The sequence below is a fragment of the Treponema denticola genome (assembly GCF_024400535.1).
GTDB lineage: Bacteria > Spirochaetota > Spirochaetia > Treponematales > Treponemataceae > Treponema_B > Treponema_B denticola_C.
Window position 1 is genome coordinate 1,087,401 of record NZ_CP038800.1, and the last position, 22,296, is coordinate 1,109,696.

Sequence of the window (22,296 nt, forward strand, 5' to 3'; positions counted from 1 at the left end):
TTAATTATCTTCCGAAATTTTCAAATGCTTTTTTTGCATTTTCAAAATCTTTTTTATCAGGATGTTTTGCCGCCTCTTCATGGCGTTTTCTTCTTTCTTCATTCATGTAGTGCGGATGATCTTTAGGTAAGGATTTAAACATTTCGGTAAGAGCCGGATCTATTTTTCCTTGACAGCCGAATCCTGCAAGCACTTCATTTCCGTTTTTTGTTAAAAGATCTTTTGCGCTTTTATGACAATCTTCCGCATGGGGAGAATCGGGATAGGCTCCCAATGTAAAGAAATAGCCCGTTTTTTTGTTTTTAATCGTTTCCATAAAATTTAATGCTTCTTCATTTGGAAGGCCTTTATCGATCCAAAAACCTACAATGACCGCATCATAATTGTTTACGTCTTTAACTTCGCTCACTGCAAAAAAATCGGTTCCCTGAGGAAGAGTTTTCAATACGGCTTCTGCTACAGCCTTGGTGTTCCCAGTTTTACTTGAATAAGTCAATAAAATTTTCATAAATAATTCTCCTAATTGATTTTTGATTTAGATTTTGCCTTTTCTTTTAGGCAATACGATCGGAAAATGTTCCTCTTCGTCATAAATAACTTTACAGTCTATACCGTAAATTTGTTTTATAAGTTCTGAAGTAAAAATTTCTTGCGGTGTCCCTTTTTTGTAGAGTTTGCCGTCTTTTAATACGATAATTTCATCGCTATATTGTGCTGCCTGATTTAAATCGTGCAATACCATAATAATCGAAAGATTAGTGTTTCGATTTAAATCGTAAACAAGATCCAAAAGTTCCAGCTGATAACCTATATCCAAATAGGTGGTAGGCTCATCCAGCAGTAGCACCTGAGGCTGCTGTGCCAATGCCATTGCAAGCCAGACACGCTGTCTTTCGCCGCCTGAAAGCATGCAAACTTTTTTTTCGGCAAAGTCGACTAAGTCCGTTTGGATAAGGACTTGTTGTAAAATGTCTTCATCTCTTTTTTCAAATTGCTGGTACCATTTTTTATGCGGACATCTGCCGAAGTATATCAGATTTTTTACCGTAATATCTTCGGGCGAGATATTGTGCTGCAATAAAATTGCCAATCGTTTTGCAAATTCCTTTTTTGATACTGTTGCGATATCGGTATCGAAAAGGGATATTTGACCGCATGCAGTATTTAAAAGGCGGGCAAAACTGCGTAAAATGGTTGATTTTCCGGAGCCGTTAGGCCCTATTATCGAAATAATTTTTCCTTGCGTAAAATCCGCAGAAAAACCTTTTACTACATCTTTTTTATCGTATCTTAACGAAATGTCTTTTGCAGAAACAGCTGTCATAACAAAAGTTCCTCCTTATTTCCTTTTACCGGAACTTCTCAAAAGGTACAGAAAAAACGGTGCTCCGAATATCGACATTACAATTCCTACAGGCAATTCAATCGGTGAAGCAATAGTACGGGCAAAAGTATCCGCTCCGAGCAGCAAAACTGCTCCGCTGAACATTGAAAACGGTAATAGACTCTTATAATCCGAGCCGACCAGCATCCTCATGATATGGGGGATAACCAAACCTATAAAACCGATGATTCCGACAGTCGAGGTCGATATCCCTGCCAAAAAAGCCCCGATAATCGAAAGAAATACACGGCAGCGGTTGACACTTACCCCAAGACTTTTTGCTTTTTCATCTCCCAGCAATAAGACATTCGCTGCCCTAATACAAAGAAGAGCAAGTATCAGGGCCGGAATACTGTATACAATAAGCACTTGAAAATGCCGCCACGTTTTTCCTGACAAACTTCCGTTAAGCCACATCAACGCACCCTGAAGCCTGTCGCTAAATAAAATGGTAACCAAACCGGTAAGGCTTCCCAAAAGAGCATTGATTGCAACTCCCGATAGAATAATTCGTACGGGAGTAAACCCGTCTTTCCATGCTAAAAGATATATTAAAAAGGCTGCAAATATCGCCCCGACAAAAGCCGCAGGCGGTACCAAGTATGCATACTGAGGAAGAGCGAGCATCAATATAACCCCGGCGACACTGGCTCCTGCAGAAACGCCGATAATACCGGGATCCGCCAAGGGATTTTGCATAACCGCCTGCATCAAAGCTCCGGCAGATGCAAGATTCATTCCGACGACAAGGGCAACAAGGACACGCGGAAGCCTTAAATCAAAGATTACATCGGTAACGAGCTGCTCCCCTCTGCCGCACAGGGCCGCCCAAATTTGTGCAAATGAAAATTTGAGCGAACCCGATGCAACAGATGAAAAAAACAAAACTATAAGTAATAGAGATAAAACAATAAAAACACCTGCTTTTTTCACCTGTATTACCATCTACTTACTTCCATAAAAGTAGTTGCCTAAAGTTTCCAGAGCTTCCGGTATATAAGGGGACCCTGCAATAAAGAATATTCGGGTATCCAAACTATAATATCTCTTATTTTTAACGGCATCAATTTTTTGCCAAAAATCACTTTGAAATTCCTTTTCGTACATTTTTGCAGTATCTTTTGCATCACCGTGGCTGGTAAGCAAAATAATATCGGGATTGGAAGCCTTTACCAGCTCCAGATTCATAGGAACCGTAGTATTTTTTACCGTATTGTCCTTCCAGATATTTTCCGCACCTAAGACCTTTATTAAACTGCCGACAAAAGAACCTTCCGTATGTATACTCATACTGTTGGGAAAACCTGCAATAATTAAAACTTTAAGAGGTTTTTTATTTTTATTGGCAGCTTTAACCTTTGCAACCACATCTTCGACTTCTTTTACATAAGCTGCGGCTTCTTTTTGCTTGTTGTAAACCTCACCTAAGTACTTCATCGAATTTAAAATATCGGTGTAGGTTGTAGTCTGCAAAAACTCCGCAGGGATATTTAAAGCCTTTAATTGTTCTGCAATAGGTGCACCCCTATCACCGGTTGCCAAATAAAAGTCGGGGTTTACTTCCTTAAGCTTTTCAAGATCAACACGCATCGGCATACCGATTTCCGTTTTATCCTTATACCTTGCACTTATTTCCCGTTTTGTCGAAGGTCTTGCAACTATATCGACATCAAGCATGTCAAGCATCTGTAATAGAACAACCTGTCCTACAGCAGTCCTTTGAGGAACGGATGCAGGAACCATATAGCCGTACATTTCACGGCCTTTTTCCTGTTTCGTACTGCCTTCCTTGCTTCCTCCTGCAAACAGCAGGGTACTCATACAAAGGAAACCCAAAATAATAAATAATTTGTTTTTCATAAAAAACCTCCAAAACAAAAGTTTTAACCATATTTCTTATAAAAGAAAGATGTTAGCCATAGCTAAGTTTGCAGAGGATAACATTATTTATTTTTTCTGTCAATAGGAAATGAAAAAAAGTGTTCGGTTTTTATCTAAAAAAAGTTCCGAATACATAGGAGAAGTTTTACTTTTTAGGAAAAAACTATCCGCCCTTGTAAACATAAAAGAACTTATAGATTCTAATCAAGAAAAAAATACTGAAAAGCTCTCTCAAAATAAGTTTTTTGATTTTGCGGAAATGGCACAAATTAATATCCAAGAAATTCTAACTTTTAGAAAACAAACCTTGCTGGCCGCCGTAAACTCATCATGTAAAAGGGGTCCTAAAAACGTACTTGACCTTGGCGGAGGAGCCGGTGCCATGCTCGGTGCAATTGCGAAGCAATACCCCTGTGCTTCCTATACCTTATTTGAAAGGCCCGTTGTTGCAAAAATTGCCTATGATTACATAAAACAGATTTCCTTAAAAAATACGGTTAAAATAATAGAAGGCGATTTTCTAAAAGACGACATACGGAATGATTACGATTTAATAATCGCTTCCGGCATCTTTCCTTTTCGGAATCTTATTCGGAATCTTATAAAAAAAGAAGATTGCGAAAAGGATAAAAAAATTAAAAAACTCTTTTTAACCGAAAAAGGTCTTGCAGCAGCTAAGGCTCATGAACAGTATCATGATGAACACGACAAAGTATTTTTCGATTTTTTATCTTCACTTAATGCCGATAAACGACACATAATAGAACAATTTTTGATAAGGGCAAATGAAATGATTGAGCATCATTTTTAATTGCATATACATGGAGGTATATATGAATAAAAAAATTATGTTGGCGGTTTTCTATACCGTATTTTAATGATAATAACTGCTGCCTTTTTTTCGTGTTTAATTGGACGTTTTAATATAGATTTCAAGGATATATATGCAATTTGTATAGGAGATAAACGTATTGAAACCATCGATTTGAAACGGCATATTTTATTTAAAGGAGGGTGAAATCCTTGCCGTTATGGAAGAACTCGATATAGCCTTCTTAAAAAATCGTTTTTGTAACGAAATAAGCGGAGGAGAATTACAGCTTGCCTACATTGCAAAGGCTCTTGTTTGTAAGCCCCGTATTTTGATTCTTGATGAGCCGGAATCCAATTTGGATTTTTATAATCAAGGCCGGGTATTAAAAACGTTAAAAAAACTTTCACGCCAAAATAAAACTACAATAATCATAAATTCTCATCACATACAAAATATGCTGATCATTGCCGATAAGGGCTGTGCAAAAAAAATGTGTAACCGGTTTAATTACCGACTACACACTCTAATGATATGGATTTATCAATTACCGGATTTTATTTTCCTTTCTTGAGAAAGGCATCCTTAAAGCCAAGCTGCTTAAAACGCTCAAGAACAGCTCCTGTTTCTTGCGGTTTTAAGGGGCCTACAAATATGGTATATCTTGTGTTGTTTTTTACAAAGCTTTCTTCTACTACCATAGGATATTTTTTTCCGTATTTTTTTAAGACCTCATCCCGATTGTATTTATCGTTGTAAACAACAACTTGAACATAGGTTTTGCCCTTTTCCAGATTACTTGAAACAGGCTTAATCTCATTTACCGGAACTGCGGATTCTTCTTCGGGTTTTTCTTCGGTTGTAGTATATATATCCGAATCGGTTTCTTCGTATGTGCCTAAATCTTCGGTTTCTTCGGCCGGTATCTCTTCAACCGCTTGAACAGGAGCAGGAGCCTTTTCAAGAGGAGCAGGATTGATTTCTCTTTTATCTGCAATAGGCTCATTTTTTGGAGAAATGGCAGCAACTATGTCAACCTTTTTTTCCTCAACCGGAGCTTTATCAACAGGTTCTACCACAGGATCTAAAACTTCAACATCTTTTATTTCTTCTTTTTTAACCTGTTCAGGTTTGTGAGGTTCTGATATTTCGGAGACCGGAGCAGGGGGAGCCTCTTTTTCAGCCTTAGGCTCTTTTATAGGATCTACAGTTGCCGGCGGATTTTCTTTTGCCGGCTCCATGTAAGTTTCGGTTATGGGAGCAATAGTTTCAGGTGTAGATGTCAAAGATGAATCTTCAATAGTCTCATTTGTTTTTACTTCCGGTGCTTCTATGACTTCTTTAACCGGTTCTGCTTCAGGTTCTTTCACCTCTTTAACGGGTTCTACCGGTTCTTCAGCTTCAGGTTCAAGTATAGCCTCTACATTAGGAACTTCTTCTATGGGAGGTTCGGCAGGAGAAACCTCTTCAACCGTTTCAGGAGTTTCGGCTTCATCAATAGAGCTTTTAATCTCATCATAGAGAATTGTATCTGAGCCTGTATTTTCGGATACTGGTTTAGTTTCTTCTTTTTTGAGATTTGCATTAGGTAAATCCGAATGAGAGGCTACAAAGAGGGCCGGATTGGTATCTAAGTCTTGAGATTCAGGGCCGATTGCCGAAATGCTTTTACCGTCATCTCCATCTTCATTTACCGGACTAGGTGTAAAGACTCTTATTCTAACAACCTTTCCCTTAGGAACCTTAAGTTTTTCTCCTAATTCGGGTGAGAGACTTACAAGAAGGCCGGGAATTCCCGATGGGCCTATAACAACGGCTCTTGCCTTTATGTTTTTTTCAAGATTTGTTATTTCCAAAAGGGTATGCTTTGGAAACATATCGCTTCTGACAAATAAGCCCTCAGCCGGAAAGTCTGTAGAAGATCCGATGCCTCCATTTCCTTCCCAAACCGCCCATATACATGAAAACGATATAATGAATATCAATACAAATAAGACTTTTTTGCTCATAATCCCTCTCCTTATCTCTTGTTAATTGCCTCGAATATTTCTTTTGATATTTGATCCGCCAGTTTTACGGCTTTTTTTTCTATATCTCTTTCTTTTAGTTTAGTTATATCTATAGTTTTTTTATATATTTCTTTTTCTTTTTTAAAATTTATTACTCTTATATTCATTACCTGCCAGTCAGGTTCCTTTGACTCGATTTTTTTATTAAACAGGAGTTCTTTTCCATATTCCATGTAAAAAATAATCAGATAATTAGGTTCTTCTTCAAAAAACGACTTTATTTCTGGAAGCGAAATATCTTTTTCCGATTTTACTTCGCTTATAGGAATGCTGGTAGCAATAAAACCTTGATCAAAAAACTTGTCAAAAAGGTTGTCTTCAAAAATTTCGGTAATATTTTTGCATTTTTCGTGAGCATCTTTGTTTTGGAAACAGGCAAAGGCCGCCGTATCCGCAAAGGCTAACCCGAGAAAAACGAAAAATAATATACAGCTTATGTGTTTTTTTAACATAATAGTCCTCGTGATAGATTATCGGTATTCCAAAAAAAAGATTAAGAGAATTTAAAAAGGGGCTTTTAAAAGCCCCTTAAAATTCGTTATAGATTTTCCAATATCTTGTTTAAACTATCCTTTGCATCACCTAAGAGCATCATAGTGTTGGGATTAGGTTCATACAATGGATTTGGAACTCCCGCATAGCCGGGTTGGAGGTCATAGTTACAGATAATTAGCTTTTTAGCTTTTTCTGCAGCCAAGACAGGCATTCCGTAGATGGGTGTGCCTTCTGCCGTGTTTGCAGCGGGGTTTACAACATCGCTCGCTCCGATTATGATCGCCAAATCCGTCTTATCAAAGTCGGGATTTATAGCTTCCATTTCGTAGAGCTTATCATAGGGAATGTCAACTTCGCACAAGAGTACGTTCATGTGGCCGGGCATTCTTCCTGCGACGGGGTGAATGGCAAAACGCACATTCTTTCCCATAGATTCAAGTTTATCTGCCAGCTGTTTTACCAAGCCTTGAGCCTGTGAAAGAGCCATGCCGTAGCCGGGGATAACGATGATTTCCTTTGCTTCCTTAAACCAAGGGCCTATTTGAGTTTCCGTTCCGGCTTGTTTTTGGCTTGCTTCCGCTCCTGCGCTGCCGGATATTCCGCCTGAAGAGCTTCCTGCGGTGCTTCCCTTAGTTCTAAGGGAGTCGAGCATGGTGTTTATGCTTTCCTTTGCATCGCCTAAGAGCATCATGGTGTTTGGATTAGGCTCGTACAATGGATTTGGAACTCCCGCATAGCCGGGCTGAAGGTCATAGTTACAGATAATTAGCTTTTTAGCTTTTTCTGCATCTAAGACAGGCATTCCGTAGATGGGAGTGCCTTCTGCCGTGTTTGCGGCAGGGTTTACAACATCGCTTGCTCCGATTATGATAGCCAAATCCGTCTTATCAAAGTCGGGATTTATCGCTTCCATTTCGTAGAGCTTGTCATAAGGAATATCAACTTCGCACAAGAGTACATTCATGTGGCCGGGCATTCTTCCTGCAACGGGGTGAATGGCAAAACGCACATTTTTTCCCATAGATTCAAGTTTATCTGCCAGCTGTTTTACCAAGCCTTGTGCCTGTGAAAGGGCCATGCCATAGCCGGGTATAATAATTATTTCCTTAGCATCTCTAAACCATGAGGGAAGCTGCGATTTATCGGCATGTCCTGTTGCCGTAAGCTCTTGTTGAGCAGATTTTGCTTCTCCCATTTGCTGAGCTTTTGCCTCTGATGCTTCTTTTGATGAAGATGCTGAAGGACTCGCAGGCTTTGCCGGCTGTGCCGATTTAGCCGCCTTGCTGAAAAGAATTGAAGCGAGGCTTCTATTCATTGCTCTGCACATAATCTGGGTAAGAAGGAGCCCTGAAGCTCCGACTATGCCTCCGACCGATACCAAGAGAATATCTCCTATCGCCATACCTGCAATTGAGGCTGCAACACCCGATGTTGAGTTTAAAAGAGAAATCGTAATCGGCATGTCCGCTCCGCCTACGCGTATCGCAAAGAAGATGCCGAAAAGAAGGCTTATTACAAGCCCTGCAACCGAAATGATTATCATTAGTTCCGGTTTAATAGGAAGAAGAACGATGAATGCTATCATTCCTAAAAAGCTGACAGTGGTCAAAGCCTGATGAGCAGGCAGAACCGTTGGTTTTTGAGGAAGAAGCTTGTGAAGCTTTCCTGCGGCTATTAAGCTGCCTGAAAAGGTTAAAGCTCCTACTGCTAAGGCTATTCCTCCCGTAACAATAGCAAATATTCCTGCTTGAGTATTAACCGCTGCGAGAGTTAAGAGGGCTGCAACAGCCGAAGCTGCTCCGCCTAAACCGTTAAGTAAGGCAACCGTTTGGGGCATGGTAATCATTTCTACCTTTATTGTGAGGTAAATACCGATTGCCGCTCCTATTGCAAGCCCTGCCCACATCATTCCTGCAGAAAAAATTTGATATTTATACAGGGTTACGCATACGGCTGCAAGCATACAAAGGGCACTTAAACGGTTTCCCTTAACTGCCGATTTAACCTTACTCATCATATTGATTCCTAAAAGAACCCCAATGCTGAGTACTCCGCAAATAATATAATAAACCGTATCCGTCATTTTGTATCCTCTTTAGATTCATTGCCCGTTTTAAACATTTTAAGCATTCTGTCCGTAAGACCGAAGCCTGCAACTACGTTTATTGTTGCACAAATGATGCCTATACAGCCGAAAATCTTGCTGCCTGTTGTAATTGCAGCGGCCGTAGCGGTCATTGTAGCCAAAATGGTAATGCCGGATAAGGCATTCATACCCGACATAAGAGGGGTATGCAAAAGACTTGGTACGTTCTTGATCAGCTTGTAGCCTATAAGGGTCGTTACAACAAAGACAAGAACCAGTATCAATTCCAAACTCATATGCCCATTGCCTCCCTGGCTCCCTTATGAACGATTTCGCCGTCAATAGTGGTAAGGATACCTTTGACGATGTCATCGTTTCTATCAAGCTCGATTTTTCCGTCCTTGATAAGATAGCGGGTGAGGTTGCAAATATTTTGAGCAAACATCCATGTAGAGCTTGAAGGAAGAAGTCCGGGGATGTTTTTAATACCTACAAGGTGAACATTGTGTTTTTTTACGACTTCGCCCGGAGGTGTTAACTCACAGTTTCCGCCTTGGTCGATTGAAATATCAACGATTACCGAGCCGGGTTTCATAGTCTTTACCATTTCTTCCGTGATTATAACCGGAGCTAGTTTTCCCGGAACAAGGGCCGAAAGGAAGATTATGTCCATATCCTTAATATGAGGAGCGAGCAGCTTTCTTTCGTTTTCGAGGGTTTCTTTTTTAAGATGAAGGGCATAGCCGCCTTCTCCGATGGCTTCATTTTCGGGAACGCCTAAGTCGATAATCTTTGCACCGAGGGACTGAGCCTGTTCACGGGCTGCAGGCCGGATATCGGCTGCATAGGTTACGGCTCCAAGTCTTTTGGCAGTCGCAAGGGCCTGTAAGCCTCCTACACCTGTTCCGACTACTAAAACATTCATAGGTTTAATCATACCGACAGCACAGAAAATTTGAGGAATAAATCGCGGCAAGAGATTTGCAGCAATTAAAATTCCTTTATAACCTGCACAGGTACTCATCGAAGTAAGAGCATCCATGTTTTGTGCTCTTGAAATTCGAGGAACTCCGTCGAGGGTTAAAGAAATAACGCCTTTTTTTGCCATGTTTTTAACCATTTCATGGTTAACCGGAGCTGCAGGGTGAATAAATGTGATAAGATACTGACCCTTGTGCATCATATCGATTTCGTGGCAGCCCATTGCATCATTATAAAGGGGTTCTTTTACCTTTAAAATGATTTCCGAATCGGAAAAAAGGTTTTTAACATTGGAAACTATTTCCGCTCCGGCCTTTTCATATTCCGGATCATGGAAATAGGCACCCTCTCCGGCCCCTTTTTCCACTAAAACCTTGTGTCCGTCCTTAACCAAAAGCTCGCATGTTTCCGGAGTAGCGGCAACACGGTCTTCTCCATGCATGATTTCCTTAGGAATACCAATAATCATAAAATCCTCCTATCGAGTACAGTTTTTATATCACTGAACTCTTAATTTCAATCGATTATATCATAGTAAGACATTGCCGTCAAGGTTCGGTTTTAGTGTTGTGGTTTCCTGAAATTTGTTTACATCTAATTTATTTTAAGCTCTTATATATTTTTTTTAATTGTGATAAAATGACATTCATAGGAGAAAAAAATGAAAATATGTAGAAAGATTATTCTTTTGGTTTTAACCATCTCTGTTTTGTTTGTTTTTTCATGTAAAACAAATGAGAAAAAAAACAGTGCAGCACAAGCAAATGGCGATTTAAGTAAATATGAGCTGGTAGCAGAGGCCGCAACAAAACAGTGTCCTGTAATGCTTGATGAAATAACAAGGCTTGATTCCGTTCAATATAAAGGGAAAGAAAATGCTCTAATTTATAATTACAGCATAATAAACGTAAAAAAATCCGATCTTCCCGCTAATGCTACTGATCTTGCAGCCGGAATGATGAGGGATACTATGTTATCCAAGTTAAAAGGTCAGGCTGCGCTGGACATGTTTAGAAAAGACAAGGTGAAACTTGTTTATGTTTTTAAAGATATGGAAGGTAAAGATCTTTTTGCATTTGATTTTAAGCATACGGAATACTAATAAAAAACAATTAACTTAAAATTTAGGAGATTTAAGATGAAAATAATCAAAAAATTAAGTTTTTTAACGGCAATAATGATCTGTTTTGTATTCTGTTTTGCTTGTTCTAAAGATAGCGATAAAGGCGGATATAAAACTAACTACAAAACTATAGCCGATGCTTTAAACAAACAGTGCCCGACAAAGATAGATGAGAATATTCAACTTGATGCAGTTGAATATATTGAAAGCTCGCATACCCTTCAATATGTGTATTCTTTTACCGAAATGGTTAAAGAAAATAATACGCCTGAAGTATGGAACATAATTGAAGCGGCTACAAGAGATGCTCTTATCACGGAATTTAAGTCCAAAACTGATATTGAACAATTTAGAAAGGATAAGCTTAATATGAGCTTTGTTTACAAGGACAAAAATAAAGAAGCACTTTTTACTGTTGTGCTAAATAGCGGGGAGTACTAAAAATAGAGTTAAACTGTTTTTTATATAACAATCTAAAAAAATATTTTTTTAGCAAAAACTTTACAAAAAGGGCTTGACAAAAGTTTGAGAAAGGTATATATTCGCTCTCACCGTCGGATAAGGCGGTGAGCTTAGAAAAGCTAAGAAAACACTGGAAAAGTTTTGAAGGTCTTGTATTTTTAATGAAGGCAAGGCTTCTTAAGTTTGGCAGTTTAAAAGCTGCAAAAAGTTTAAAAAAAATTAAAAAACTTTTAAAAAGCTCTTGACAAAAAGAGAGAAAATACTGTATACTCCTTTTTGCTCGCTACATAACTTTTACAAGTTTTTAGCGGATGATATTTGAAACTAAGAGGGAAGGGAAAGAACAAAATAGCCAAAGCGTAAAGCTTTTGGTAAGGAAAGTATCAAAACCGGTAAGGGTTAAGCTGATTAGCCTTTACCAAATTCCTTAAAATATAAGGGACAAACTAAAATTAGAAATCAACCGCTCTTTAAGGGCGGATTGAAATAATAATGATGGAGAGTTTGATCCTGGCTCAGAACGAACGCTGACGGCGCGTCTTAAGCATGCAAGTCGAACGGTAGGAGAGCTTGCTCTCCCTAGAGTGGCGGACTGGTGAGTAACGCGTGGGTGACCTGCCCTGAAGATGGGGATAGCTAGTAGAAATATTAGATAATACCGAATAAGCTCATTTACATAAAGGTAGATGAGGAAAGGAGCTACGGCTCCGCTTTAGGATGGGCCCGCGTCCCATTAGCTAGTTGGTGAGGTAAAGGCTCACCAAGGCAACGATGGGTATCCGGCCTGAGAGGGTGAACGGACACATTGGGACTGAGATACGGCCCAAACTCCTACGGGAGGCAGCAGCTAAGAATCTTCCGCAATGGACGAAAGTCTGACGGAGCGACGCCGTGTGAATGAAGAAGGCCGAAAGGTTGTAAAATTCTTTTGCAGATGAAGAATAAGAAGAAGAGGGAATGCTTCTTTGATGACGGTAATCATGCGAATAAGCCCCGGCTAATTACGTGCCAGCAGCCGCGGTAACACGTAAGGGGCGAGCGTTGTTCGGAATTATTGGGCGTAAAGGGTATGTAGGCGGTTAGGTAAGCCTGGTGTGAAATCTACGAGCTCAACTCGTAAACTGCATTGGGTACTGCTTGACTTGAATCACGGAGGGGAAACCGGAATTCCAAGTGTAGGGGTGGAATCTGTAGATATTTGGAAGAACACCGGTGGCGAAGGCGGGTTTCTGGCCGATGATTGACGCTGATATACGAAGGTGCGGGGAGCAAACAGGATTAGATACCCTGGTAGTCCGCACAGTAAACGATGTACACTAGGTGTCGGGGCAAGAGCTTCGGTGCCGACGCAAACGCATTAAGTGTACCGCCTGGGAAGTATGCCCGCAAGGGTGAAACTCAAAGGAATTGACGGGGGCCCACACAAGCGGTGGAGCATGTGGTTTAATTCGATGATACGCGAGAAACCTTACCTGGGTTTGACATCAAGAGCAATGACATAGAGATATGGCAGCGTAGCAATACGGCTCTTGACAGGTGCTGCATGGCTGTCGTCAGCTCGTGCCGTGAGGTGTTGGTTAAGTCCCGCAACGAGCGCAACCCCTACTGCCAGTTACTAACAGGTAAAGCTGAGGACTCTGGCGGAACTGCCGATGACAAATCGGAGGAAGGTGGGGATGACGTCAAGTCATCATGGCCCTTACGTCCAGGGCTACACACGTGCTACAATGGTTGCTACAAATCGAAGCGACACCGCGAGGTCAAGCAAAACGCAAAAAAGCAATCGTAGTCCGGATTGAAGTCTGAAACTCGACTTCATGAAGTTGGAATCGCTAGTAATCGCACATCAGCACGGTGCGGTGAATACGTTCCTGGGCCTTGTACACACCGCCCGTCACACCATCCGAGTCGAGGGTACCCGAAGTCGCTAGTCTAACCCGTAAGGGAGGACGGTGCCGAAGGTACGTTTGGTAAGGAGGGTGAAGTCGTAACAAGGTAGCCGTACCGGAAGGTGCGGCTGGATCACCTCCTTTCTAAGAGAAAGGGTAATTTGAAGGTTGTTTAACCTTCTACAAATATACAAATAATACTTGTATATTAGTCTTGAAGTACACAAGACAAATCGATACTTCCTGCTGTTCTTTCCTGAAACTCTTTTTTTTATAGGGCCTGTAGCTCAGTCGGTTAGAGCACTTCTCTGATAAGGAAGGGGTCATTAGTTCAACTCTAATCAGGCCCATACCGATTGAAAAATCGGCTCGATAACTTGGCTTTTTTAAAGAGCTGAGTGAACAGATATTTGACATAACTAGGGAAGGGAATGAAGACGCTGTAGTGGTTAAAACATTGCAGTGTAAAAGAAAACTTAAAAAATACAAAAACTTCTTTTTTAGCGAAAGATAAAAGAAAGAAGGGACAATAATATGGTCAAGCGAATAATAGGTTTATGGCGAATGCCTATGGAGCTAAGAGGCGAAGAAGGCCGTGGTAAGCTGCGAAAAGTTCCGTGTAGGAGCACACATCCTGTGATACGGAAATAGCCGAATGGGGTAACCCGTTAGTAGTGATACTAACATTACGCTCTTGAATAAAATAGAGAGGTAAAGCGATACTGAGTGAACTGAACCATCTAAGTAACTCAAGGAAAAGAAATCAAGTGAGATTCCGAAAGTAGCGGCGAGCGAAATTGGAGGAGCCTAAACCCTTTAAAGGGAGTTGAAGGGCTGCATCGGCGTAGGACCGACAAGTTACAAATTCGATTTATAGCAGAAAGGTTTTGGGAAAGCCTGGCGCAGAGGGTGAAACCCCCGTAAGCGAAATAAATCGGACTTGTTGATGCAGTACCTGAGTACGGCGGGGCACGAGAAACCCTGTCGGAAACCGGGTCGACCACGATCCAAGGCTAAATACTACTTAGCTACCGATAGTGAACAAGTACCGTGAGGGAAAGGTGAAAAGAACCCCAGTAAGGGGAGTGAAATAGAACCTGAAACCGTAAACCAACAAGATGTTACAGCCCTTTTAAAGGGTGGTAGCGTGCCTTTTGTAGAATGAGCCTGCGAGTTACGATATGCAGCGAGGTTAAGGAATAGAAGTTCCGGAGCCTAAGGGAAACCGAGTCTTAATAGGGCGAATAGTTGCATGTCGTAGACCCGAAGCCGGAGTGATCTAGTCATGAGCAGGTTGAAGCAAGGGTAAAACCTTGTGGAGGACCGAACTATAATCTGTTAAAAAAGGTATGGATGACTTGTGACTAGGAGTGAAAGGCTAATCAAACCCGGAAATAGCTGGTTCTCCCCGAAATGCCTTTAGGGACAGCCTCATATAAAATTATCGGAGGTAAAGCACTAGTTGGACTAGGGGGCGTCAAAGCCTACCAAACCCAGTTAAACTCTGAATGCCGATAATCAACGTATGGGAGTGAGACTGCGTGCGCTAAGGTTCGCAAGTCAAAAGGGAAACAGCCCAGACCGTCAGCTAAGGTCCCCAAATACTGCTTGAGTGTGAAATGAAGTGTGGATACAAAGACAGCCAGGAGGTTGGCTTAGAAGCAGCAATTCCTTTAAAGAGTGCGTAACAGCTCACTGGTCGAGTGTCCATGCGCAGATAATGTAACGGGGCTAAGCAGTATACCGAAGCTACGGGTCTTACACGATTTTATGTGTAAGGCGGTAGGGGAGCATTCCATTAACTGATGAAGGAAAACCCGCGAGGGTTTCTGGAGGAGATGGAAGAGAGAATGCAGGTATAAGTAACGAAAAGGGAGGTGAGATCCCTCCCCGCCGAAAATCTAAGGTTTCCTGGGTAAAGGTAATCTTCCCAGGGTAAGTCGGCCCCTAAGGCGAGGACGAAGGTCGTAGTCGATGGGAAATCGGTTCATATTCCGATACCTTTTATAATTTCGATGGCAGGACGCATGAGGTGAAACCCGGCCGGCTAACGGATGCCGGTCAAAGTAAGCGAGCCGTTATAAAGGATGATAGGCAAATCCGTCGTCCAAGGTAAGCTGCGACAGCGAGTGAAACTAAGGTGGATCGAAGCGGGCGTAATCAAGGTGCCGGGAAATACTGTCTAAGGTTAGGTTATAAAAGACCGTACCGTAAACCGACACAGGTAGATGGGATGAGAAATCTAAGGCGCTCGAGAGAACTCGCGTTAAGGAATTCGGCAAAATGCACACGTAACTTCGGAAAAAGTGTGACCTCCTTTTTTTTAAAGATGAGGGGGTGGCAGAAAGCAGGCCCAGGCGACTGTTTATCAAAAACACAGCCATCTGCGAACCAGCAATGGGACGTATAGGTGGTGACACCTGCCCGGTGCCGGAAGGTTAAGAGGAGAGGTTAACAGCAATGTGAAGCTTTGAATTGAAGCCCCGGTAAACGGCGGCCGTAACTATAACGGTCCTAAGGTAGCGAAATTCCTTGTCGGGTAAGTTCCGACCCGCACGAATGGTGTAACGATTCTGGGCACTGTCTCAACGCGAGACTCGGTGAAATTTATATACCGGTAAAGAAGCCGGTTACCCATAGTTAGACGGAAAGACCCCGTGAACCTTCACCGCAACTTATTATTGGGACTTGGTTTATCATGTGTAGAATAGGTGGGAGGCTATGAAGCTTGACCGTTAGGTTGGGTGGAGCCGAAAAGTGAAATACCACCCTTGATAAATCAGGTTTCTAACCGCTGTCCGTGAAACCGGAAGCGGGACAGTGATAGGCAGGCGGTTTGACTGGGGCGGTCGCCTCCTAAAGAGTAACGGAGGTGCGCGAAGGTCTCCTCACGCCGGTTGGAAATCGGCGCAGCGAGTGTAAAGGCACAAGGAGGCTTAACTGCGAGAGTGACAGCTCAAGCAGATACGAAAGTAGGTCTTAATGATCTGGCGGTAGCGAGTGGAAGCGCCGTCACTTAACGGATAAAAGGTACTCCGGGGATAACAGGCTGATATTCCCCAAGAGTTCACATCGACGGGAATGTTTGGCACCTCGATGTCGGCTCATCGCATCCTGGGGCTGAAGCAGGTCCCAAGGGTTTGGCTGTTCGCCAATTAAAGCGGTACGTGAGCTGGGTTCAGAACGTCGCGAGACAGTTCGGTCCCTATCTGCTATGGGCGTTGGATACGTGAGAGGAGCTGTTTTTAGTACGAGAGGACCGAAATGGACGAACCTCTGGTGTACCGGTTATCCTGCCAAGGGTAATTGCCGGGTAGCTAAGTTCGGAAGGGATAACCGCTGAAGGCATCTAAGTGGGAAGCCCGCCTCAAGACTACGTATCCCTGAGGGTTTAACCCTCCTAAAGACTCCTTGCACACTACAAGGTTGATAGGTTGGAGGTCTAAGCACAGTAATGTGTTCAGCCGACCAATACTAATAAGTCGTGAGGCTTGACCATATTATTGTTTCTTTTTTCTATACATAAATAAAGATAACTTTTTTCTTCATTCTCTTTTTTAGTACACTTAAAACTTATTTTAAGTTTTAAGTCCTTAATTTGTTTTTTATTGCCAGGTGGCCATAGTGGAGAGGTAATACCCGTTCCCATCCCGAACACGGAAGTCAAGCTCTCTTACGCCGATGATACTGCTGATCAAGTGGGAAAGTAGGATGCTGCCTGGCTTTTTTTATTCATGCGGAGTGTTGTTGATTTCTTGCATTATTTTTTAAAAAATGATAGTATCTAGCTCTTATGTCTTTAAGACAGGAGTTAGGTTATGGTATTAGTTCTTGTAATTGTAATTGCTCTTATATTATATATTCTTATATTTCCTATCAAAAATGCTTTTAAAATAAAAAAACAGGAAGAAGAAATTATTCGTTTAAAAACTAAGCTTTCGGATTTGGAATTTAAATTTTCTAATGTTTCTTCTGAGACTGAGATACCAAACCCTGTCAATGAAGAGGCTGGGGCTGTAAATGCAGAACCTGAAGCTGAAGTATGGATTAAGGCCGGCGAAGGTTCTAAAAATGAAGATAATACAACAATTTCGTTTGTTAAGGAATCTGTTAATGATGAGGCTCTTTCAAAAGATGAGGTAAAAGAAGACTTAAAACAAAAAGGAATTAAAGAAAAACATGCTGCTCTTTCTCCGTATTTTAAAAAATTATTTTCAATAGAATCCATTATCAGTAAGCTAGGGATTATCCTTCTTTTGATAGGTGTGGGCTTTATCTTCAAGCTAAGCTATGACAAGGGATATATAACGCAAGAGGTTGCCTTGATTATAGGCGGTTTGATTGGTGCTGCTCTTTGCTTTTTCGGATTTAGGAGCTCGGCAAAATCGAGGCTTGTGTTAAGTCAGGTTCTATTTGGGGGAGGTATAGCCGTTTTTTATATTACTGCCTATGCAGCCTATTTAAGGTACGGTATTTTAGGAGATTTTTCCGCCTTTATATTTTTAAGCTTGATTACGGCTTTTTCTTACACCCTTTCAATTATGACCGTGTCTTCATCAATATCAATAATCGGCTTGCTTGGTTCCCTTATAATCCCCTTTGCTGTAGATTTAGGCTTTTTAGGTTTGACAGGCTTCGGGCTCTATGTATTCGCTGTTTCTGCCCTTTCATCGGCGGTTTATTTTTTTAAGCGATGGAGACTTTTGCAGTTTATCTCCCTGATTTCATTTTTAGGAATTTTAACCCGTCTCTTACTTACCACGGCTTTGAATGTAGATGATGCGGTTCTGTTTTTCGGTCTTGTTCTTTTATTGATGACCGTTCATACCATTCCGGATCTTTATTTTTATTTAAAAGATGATGAAAAGAAAAAGGATAAAATTCTCTCTCCTGCTTTTGCCGTTTTAAATTTGGGCTTTTCCTTATTTTTAACTTATAAACTTTCTGTTTATAAATTTGCACCTCAAAGCAGTGTCTATCTTATTTTTTCATTTTTTTACATAGTTTTGGCCTATCTTGCTTTCCGAAAAAAAAGAATGGATAATTTGGGTTTTATCTACCTTGCGGGGGCTTTGCTTTCTATTTATGTAACGGTAGTGGACAGGTTTACATACGATATTCAGCCCGTCCTTATATTAAGTATGGCCTTTTTAGGATTTTGGCTTTTCCGCAAAAAAGAAGAATTAAAAGTTTTTGTTTTGCTTCACCTTCTTTTTGCTGCAGCTTATATAATGGCGATAATTTCACTTGGGCGGGATTTTGACAATCTTACGCCGCTGTTCTTTTTCCTTCAAGGAGCTTTTTACCTTGTTCTGATGGGCTTATCGGTTTTTGTACAAAAAGAAAAATTTAAAAAGGCTTATCAAGGATTTGTTTTTCAAGCCTATATTTTTATATTTTTGATCTTCAGTTTGTATAAACTTGATATAAAGAGGACGGAAATTTTTGCTCAAGGCCTTGTGCTCGTCCTCATAGTTGTTTATAACCTTATGCATCATAAACTTAAAAAAGAATGGTTCTATGAGCGGGCTGTAGATGCGGGAATTTTTATTTTATTTTTATTTTCGTTTGCAGACACTTTAAATTGTTTTTTTAAATGGAACCGCTCTTATGTATATCTTTTTCTTGGGATTGAAGCGGCTCTAAGTTTTGCAGTTTACAGTCTTTCTCTAATAAAAGAAAAAACTGAAAATGCCAGATTTTTTTACAGGCTTTGCTTTTTTATTTTAATGATGAAAATTCTCCTCTTCGATTTTTCTATTGCAGCAGATCAATTTAGATATGGAATTTTACTTTCGGGACTTTTTATTTTAGCCTTGGATAAATTTTATAAAAATAAGCTTAATAAAGATAAGGCAAGTTTAAATGTCGGCCGTATATTTTTGATTACCGTTGCATTTTTTTATTACATATTTATTTACAGCCATATGCCGTATCAGGATGCAATCCTCATTAAAATTTGGAATATAGATGTTCTTTCGGTTGTAATAAATATTTTAAATGCCCTTATAGTGATAGCTTTTTTTAAGATACTAAACATGCCTCAAATTCTTTACTTTGCAGTTATCAGTCTTATCTTTGTTTTTTTGAGCTTTGTGGATATTTATCTCCCCATAAAAAACGGAGGTATTTTAACCCTTCTTTGGGCTTTTTATTCTATAGCTTCTTTTGTTTATTATTTGCGGAAGGGAAGGGCTAGGATGGTTTATATTTCGCTTGGGCTGATAATCTTTGTTGCGGCAAAGCTGATTATTATTGACTTAAATACTTTGAATATTTTATCGAAGGTTATCACTTCCTTGGTGTTTGGCGCCGCCCTTCTTTTATTGAGTTATGCGATTCAACCCATGTTAAAAAAGTTTGGGAAACCTGAAATTGAAAAAACTGAAGAAAGTTAGAGAGCCTTAAAAAAAACTCTTTTTAAGGCTCTCTTGATCGGTTTAAATTTTATGACCGGTTTGCTTAAAGATAAAGGCGAAGATATCCGCCGTTTCTTCTATTATCTTTGCAGTGGGTTTGCCGGCTCCGTGGCCCGTTTTTTCGGTTATACGGATGAGGATAGGGTTTTCTCCCTTGTAAGTATCGTGCAAGGCTTGAGCATACTTAAATGAGTGTGCAGGAACAACCCTGTCATCATGGTCTCCCGTGCATACCATAATGGAAGGATAATTGATACCTTCTTTTACATTATGGAGGGGAGAGTAAGCATAAAGATATTCAAACATCTCCTTACTGTCCTCGCTGCTTCCGTATTCATCGACCCAAGCCCAGCCTATGGTAAAATGCTGGTAGCGGAGCATATCCATAACTCCAACCTGAGGGATTGCAACGGCAAAAAGATCAGGGCGTTGGTTTGTTACGGCTCCTATTAAAAGGCCTCCGTTTGAGCCTCCTTGAATTGCAAGTTTTTTGGTTGAAGTATATTTGTGTTCTATCAAATATTCTCCTGCTGCAATAAAATCGTCGAAGACATTTTGTTTTTTCATCTTTTTTCCGGCTGAGTGCCATGCTTCTCCGTATTCAAGACCGCCGCGTAAATTTACGCAGACAAAAATGCCGCCTTTTTCCAAAAAGGCCATTCTGGCTGCAGAAAAGGCGGGCGGAAGAGAAATAGCAAAGCCTCCGTACCCATACATAATCGTCGGGTTATTTCCGTCGAGTTTAATATCTTTTTTTGAAACAATGTGCATAGGAATCTTTGTTCCGTCCTTGCTCTTAAAAAAGACCTGTTCGCATTTAAAGTCTTCAGTGTTGATTGGAATGGCAGGAGCAAAAAAGTCTGTTAAACTGTTTGTTTTTATATCATAGCGTATGATTTTGTTGGGAGTTGTATAAGAGGTAAAATTGAAAAATAAAGAGTCTTCATTTTTTCGTGTTCCTGAAAAAGAAATACTTCCATTTGCAGGCAGATTTATTTTTGTGCCGTTTTTTCCATCAAGGCCGCAGATAAAGGCCTCATCCTGAACATCCCTCAAGTAAACCGTAAGAAGTTTTCCTCCGCAAAGGGCCGCGCTTGATAAAAGGCAGTCTTTTTGGGGAATCACTTCATCGATGGACTTTTCACTTATATTGTTTAAAGATGTCTTTACAACTCGGTAAAATGGAGCTTGTTTATTTGTTAATAAATATAAAAAGCCGTTTTCCGTTTCAAGGGGCCAGACACTGTCATTAAAATGAGTGTTGTATTGTTTAAAGCAGTTTGAACATTTAGGAAGGCCTTCGCTCAGATCTGCAACAAAGAGCATATTGCCCTCACTTCCTACTTCAAAAGCGGTAAGAAGGAGGGTTTTCTCGTCTTCAGTTGTACTTGCGGAAAAAGAGCGCAAGGGATGCTCCTTGTCCTCAAAAATAAGAAGGTCATCGCTTTCTTTTGTTCCAAGTTTATGGTATTTTAACTTTTGGAACTCATTTTTTTCGGTTAAAGATTTTCCTTTATCGGGAGCATCGTATGAGCTGTAAAAAAAGCCGTCCTTATACCATGCAATATTGGAAAATTTTACCCAGTGGATGTGTTCTCCCGTATCGGTTTTTTTTTCGGCATCAAAGACAAAGATTTCTTCCCAGTCGGAGCCGCTTCCCGATACGGAGTAGGCCATGTATTTTCCATCCTTGGAAAAGGCAATATTTTTTAAGGCCGTAGTTCCGTCCGCGCTTAGCTTATTCGGATCGAAAAAAACTTCAGGAGAGCTTTCCGCCTTTATGTTTCCGCTTTGGCGGTACATAATGCTTTGATTTTGTAAGCCTTCCGTTCTAAAAAAATAATAGAAATTTCCTGCCTTAAAAAGACCTGATCGTTTTTCATAATCCCAAATTTCTTCAAGCCGTTTTTTTAATTCCGCTCTAAAAGGAATCTTTGACAAAAAACTTTCGGTTTTTTTATTCTCTTCTTTAACCCAAGCTATGACTTCGGGTGCATTATCGTCTTCAAGCCATCGGTACGGGTCAGAAACGACGGTTCCAAAATAATTGTCGGAAACTTCCGATTTTTTATATTGCATAATCTTCTCCTATAAAAACTATAAAATCTTGATAAATAATAGAAGAAAGTTTGTTTTTGTTCAAGTAGTTTAAAAAAAACAAAAAAAATGCACTTTTTCGATATAAACCGCTTGACATTCTAAATTTTTGTGGTAAAATGGGTTTAAGTGGGAGAAAGTAGTAAAAAGTGGGTAATTTTGCAATGACCGGAGAATATAAGAATACTCTTGATGAAAAAGGAAGAATTATGTTTCCGGCTAAAATTCGTGCAGAATTACCCGACTCAAATTTGGTTATTACAAGAGGTGTAGGTAACTGTCTTTGGATTTTTACTGCGGATAAATGGAAAAAGTTTTCTGATGAGATCATGAAGAAAACTTCCCTATTTAAAGCTCAATCTTTGTTGGTTGTGAGGCGCTTAATTGCCCCGGCACAAGAAATTGAGGTTGATAAAAACGGCCGTATATCTATTCCCCAGAGCCTCCGCGAGTGTGCAGGGCTCGAAAAAGACTGCATTATTTTAGGTCTCGGTAAATGTTTTGAATTGTGGGACCTAAAACAATATGAAAAATATTTAAAGGAGAGTGAGCCGGATTTTTCTGAAGCTGCCGAAGCTTTGGGCGAAATAGGTTTTTAG

The 22,296-nt window shown here is 40.5% G+C and carries 16 protein-coding genes, 1 tRNA gene and 3 rRNA genes; 10 read left to right on the forward strand and 10 right to left on the reverse strand.

Annotated elements, in window-relative coordinates; genetic code table 11:
* Positions 1–4: 4 nt before the first annotated feature.
* The 4 genes from E4N78_RS04915 to E4N78_RS04930 are packed head-to-tail and all read right to left on the reverse strand — an operon-like array spanning position 5 to position 3,244.
* Positions 5–508: a flavodoxin family protein gene (locus tag E4N78_RS04915; protein ID WP_002670723.1), complete on the reverse strand. Its 504-nt coding sequence runs from the start codon at positions 506–508 to the stop codon at positions 5–7.
* Positions 509–535: 27 nt separating this feature from the next.
* Positions 536–1,324, reverse strand: coding sequence for an ABC transporter ATP-binding protein (locus E4N78_RS04920; RefSeq protein ID WP_255811931.1), 789 nt, complete (start codon positions 1,322–1,324; stop codon positions 536–538).
* Between the two features lie 15 nt (positions 1,325–1,339).
* Positions 1,340–2,329, reverse strand: a complete 990-nt coding sequence (locus E4N78_RS04925) for a FecCD family ABC transporter permease (protein WP_002670726.1) — start codon at positions 2,327–2,329, stop codon at positions 1,340–1,342.
* Positions 2,330–3,244: an ABC transporter substrate-binding protein gene (locus E4N78_RS04930; RefSeq protein WP_002671710.1), complete on the reverse strand. Its 915-nt coding sequence runs from the start codon at positions 3,242–3,244 to the stop codon at positions 2,330–2,332.
* Positions 3,245–3,353: 109 nt separating this feature from the next.
* Here E4N78_RS04930 and E4N78_RS04935 point away from each other — a divergent pair, with 109 nt between their 5' ends.
* Together E4N78_RS04935 and E4N78_RS04940 are read left to right on the forward strand one after the other, a co-directional pair.
* On the forward strand, positions 3,354–4,076 hold the full coding sequence (locus E4N78_RS04935) for a methyltransferase (protein ID WP_255811932.1): 723 nt from the start codon (positions 3,354–3,356) through the stop codon (positions 4,074–4,076).
* Positions 4,077–4,284: 208 nt separating this feature from the next.
* Entirely contained in the window at positions 4,285–4,650 is a 366-nt protein-coding gene (locus tag E4N78_RS04940) for an ATP-binding cassette domain-containing protein (protein WP_255812320.1), read from the forward strand.
* On the opposite strand, the gene E4N78_RS04945 is transcribed toward E4N78_RS04940, so the two are convergent.
* From E4N78_RS04945 to E4N78_RS04965, 5 genes are all read right to left on the reverse strand, one after another.
* Entirely contained in the window at positions 4,634–6,085 is a 1,452-nt protein-coding gene (locus E4N78_RS04945; protein ID WP_255811933.1) for an SPOR domain-containing protein, read from the reverse strand. The genes E4N78_RS04940 and E4N78_RS04945 overlap by 17 nt on opposite strands.
* An 11-nt stretch (positions 6,086–6,096) precedes the next feature.
* Positions 6,097–6,597 carry a hypothetical protein gene (locus E4N78_RS04950; RefSeq protein WP_255811934.1) on the reverse strand — a complete coding sequence of 167 codons (501 nt, stop codon included), beginning with the start codon at positions 6,595–6,597 and terminating at the stop codon, positions 6,097–6,099.
* A gap of 86 nt (positions 6,598–6,683) precedes the next feature.
* Positions 6,684–8,723, reverse strand: a complete 2,040-nt coding sequence (locus E4N78_RS04955; RefSeq protein WP_255811935.1) for an NAD(P)(+) transhydrogenase (Re/Si-specific) subunit beta — start codon at positions 8,721–8,723, stop codon at positions 6,684–6,686.
* A complete protein-coding gene (locus tag E4N78_RS04960; RefSeq protein ID WP_044977251.1) occupies positions 8,720–9,022 on the reverse strand; it encodes an NAD(P) transhydrogenase subunit alpha part 2 in 303 nt (100 codons plus the stop codon). Before E4N78_RS04960 ends, E4N78_RS04955 begins: the two co-directional genes overlap by 4 nt.
* Entirely contained in the window at positions 9,019–10,176 is a 1,158-nt protein-coding gene (locus E4N78_RS04965; protein ID WP_255811936.1) for an NAD(P) transhydrogenase subunit alpha, read from the reverse strand. Before E4N78_RS04965 ends, E4N78_RS04960 begins: the two co-directional genes overlap by 4 nt.
* A gap of 192 nt (positions 10,177–10,368) precedes the next feature.
* On the opposite strand from E4N78_RS04965, the gene E4N78_RS04970 reads away from it, so the two are divergent.
* The 7 genes from E4N78_RS04970 (at position 10,369) to E4N78_RS05000 (ending at position 19,579) form a co-directional block, all read left to right on the forward strand.
* Positions 10,369–10,809, forward strand: coding sequence for a Rossmann-fold NAD(P)-binding domain-containing protein (locus E4N78_RS04970; RefSeq protein ID WP_255811937.1), 441 nt, complete (start codon positions 10,369–10,371; stop codon positions 10,807–10,809).
* Positions 10,810–10,845: 36 nt separating this feature from the next.
* On the forward strand, positions 10,846–11,271 hold the full coding sequence (locus E4N78_RS04975) for a hypothetical protein (RefSeq protein WP_255811938.1): 426 nt from the start codon (positions 10,846–10,848) through the stop codon (positions 11,269–11,271).
* Positions 11,272–11,784: 513 nt separating this feature from the next.
* A 16S ribosomal RNA gene (locus E4N78_RS04980) occupies positions 11,785–13,325 on the forward strand.
* Positions 13,326–13,457: 132 nt separating this feature from the next.
* Positions 13,458–13,531, forward strand: a tRNA-Ile gene (locus tag E4N78_RS04985).
* A 186-nt stretch (positions 13,532–13,717) separates the two neighbouring features.
* Positions 13,718–16,680 (forward strand): 23S ribosomal RNA (locus E4N78_RS04990).
* Positions 16,681–16,792: 112 nt separating this feature from the next.
* Positions 16,793–16,904 (forward strand): 5S ribosomal RNA (rrf, locus tag E4N78_RS04995).
* The 16S, 23S and 5S rRNA genes sit together here with 1 tRNA gene alongside, the layout of an rRNA operon.
* Before the next feature lie 95 nt (positions 16,905–16,999).
* Positions 17,000–19,579: a DUF2339 domain-containing protein gene (locus E4N78_RS05000; protein ID WP_255811939.1), complete on the forward strand. Its 2,580-nt coding sequence runs from the start codon at positions 17,000–17,002 to the stop codon at positions 19,577–19,579.
* Between the two features lie 42 nt (positions 19,580–19,621).
* Here the strand turns inward: E4N78_RS05000 and E4N78_RS05005 are convergent, their stop codons facing one another.
* The gene (locus E4N78_RS05005; RefSeq protein ID WP_255811940.1) at positions 19,622–21,679 is read right to left on the reverse strand and encodes a prolyl oligopeptidase family serine peptidase; all 2,058 of its coding nucleotides are present in this window, start codon (positions 21,677–21,679) and stop codon (positions 19,622–19,624) included.
* Between the two features lie 182 nt (positions 21,680–21,861).
* On the opposite strand from E4N78_RS05005, the gene mraZ reads away from it, so the two are divergent.
* Positions 21,862–22,296, forward strand: coding sequence for a division/cell wall cluster transcriptional repressor MraZ (gene mraZ / locus E4N78_RS05010; RefSeq protein ID WP_255812321.1), 435 nt, complete (start codon positions 21,862–21,864; stop codon positions 22,294–22,296).

Bases quoted from the DNA above. Each gene is read 5' to 3' on its own strand.
- E4N78_RS05000 (WP_255811939.1), top strand. From the start codon at position 17,000: ATGGTATTAGTTCTTGTAATTGTAATTGCTCTTATATTATATATTCTT.
- E4N78_RS04955 (WP_255811935.1), bottom strand. From the start codon at position 8,723: ATGACGGATACGGTTTATTATATTATTTGCGGAGTACTCAGCATTGGG.
- E4N78_RS04970 (WP_255811937.1), top strand. From the start codon at position 10,369: ATGAAAATATGTAGAAAGATTATTCTTTTGGTTTTAACCATCTCTGTT.
- E4N78_RS04930 (WP_002671710.1), bottom strand. From the start codon at position 3,244: ATGAAAAACAAATTATTTATTATTTTGGGTTTCCTTTGTATGAGTACC.
- E4N78_RS05005 (WP_255811940.1), bottom strand. From the start codon at position 21,679: ATGCAATATAAAAAATCGGAAGTTTCCGACAATTATTTTGGAACCGTC.
- E4N78_RS04975 (WP_255811938.1), top strand. From the start codon at position 10,846: ATGAAAATAATCAAAAAATTAAGTTTTTTAACGGCAATAATGATCTGT.
- E4N78_RS04945 (WP_255811933.1), bottom strand. From the start codon at position 6,085: ATGAGCAAAAAAGTCTTATTTGTATTGATATTCATTATATCGTTTTCA.
- E4N78_RS04915 (WP_002670723.1), bottom strand. From the start codon at position 508: ATGAAAATTTTATTGACTTATTCAAGTAAAACTGGGAACACCAAGGCT.
- E4N78_RS04960 (WP_044977251.1), bottom strand. From the start codon at position 9,022: ATGAGTTTGGAATTGATACTGGTTCTTGTCTTTGTTGTAACGACCCTT.
- E4N78_RS04965 (WP_255811936.1), bottom strand. From the start codon at position 10,176: ATGATTATTGGTATTCCTAAGGAAATCATGCATGGAGAAGACCGTGTT.
- mraZ (WP_255812321.1), top strand. From the start codon at position 21,862: ATGACCGGAGAATATAAGAATACTCTTGATGAAAAAGGAAGAATTATG.
- E4N78_RS04920 (WP_255811931.1), bottom strand. From the start codon at position 1,324: ATGACAGCTGTTTCTGCAAAAGACATTTCGTTAAGATACGATAAAAAA.
- E4N78_RS04925 (WP_002670726.1), bottom strand. From the start codon at position 2,329: ATGGTAATACAGGTGAAAAAAGCAGGTGTTTTTATTGTTTTATCTCTA.
- E4N78_RS04950 (WP_255811934.1), bottom strand. From the start codon at position 6,597: ATGTTAAAAAAACACATAAGCTGTATATTATTTTTCGTTTTTCTCGGG.
- E4N78_RS04935 (WP_255811932.1), top strand. From the start codon at position 3,354: ATGAAAAAAAGTGTTCGGTTTTTATCTAAAAAAAGTTCCGAATACATA.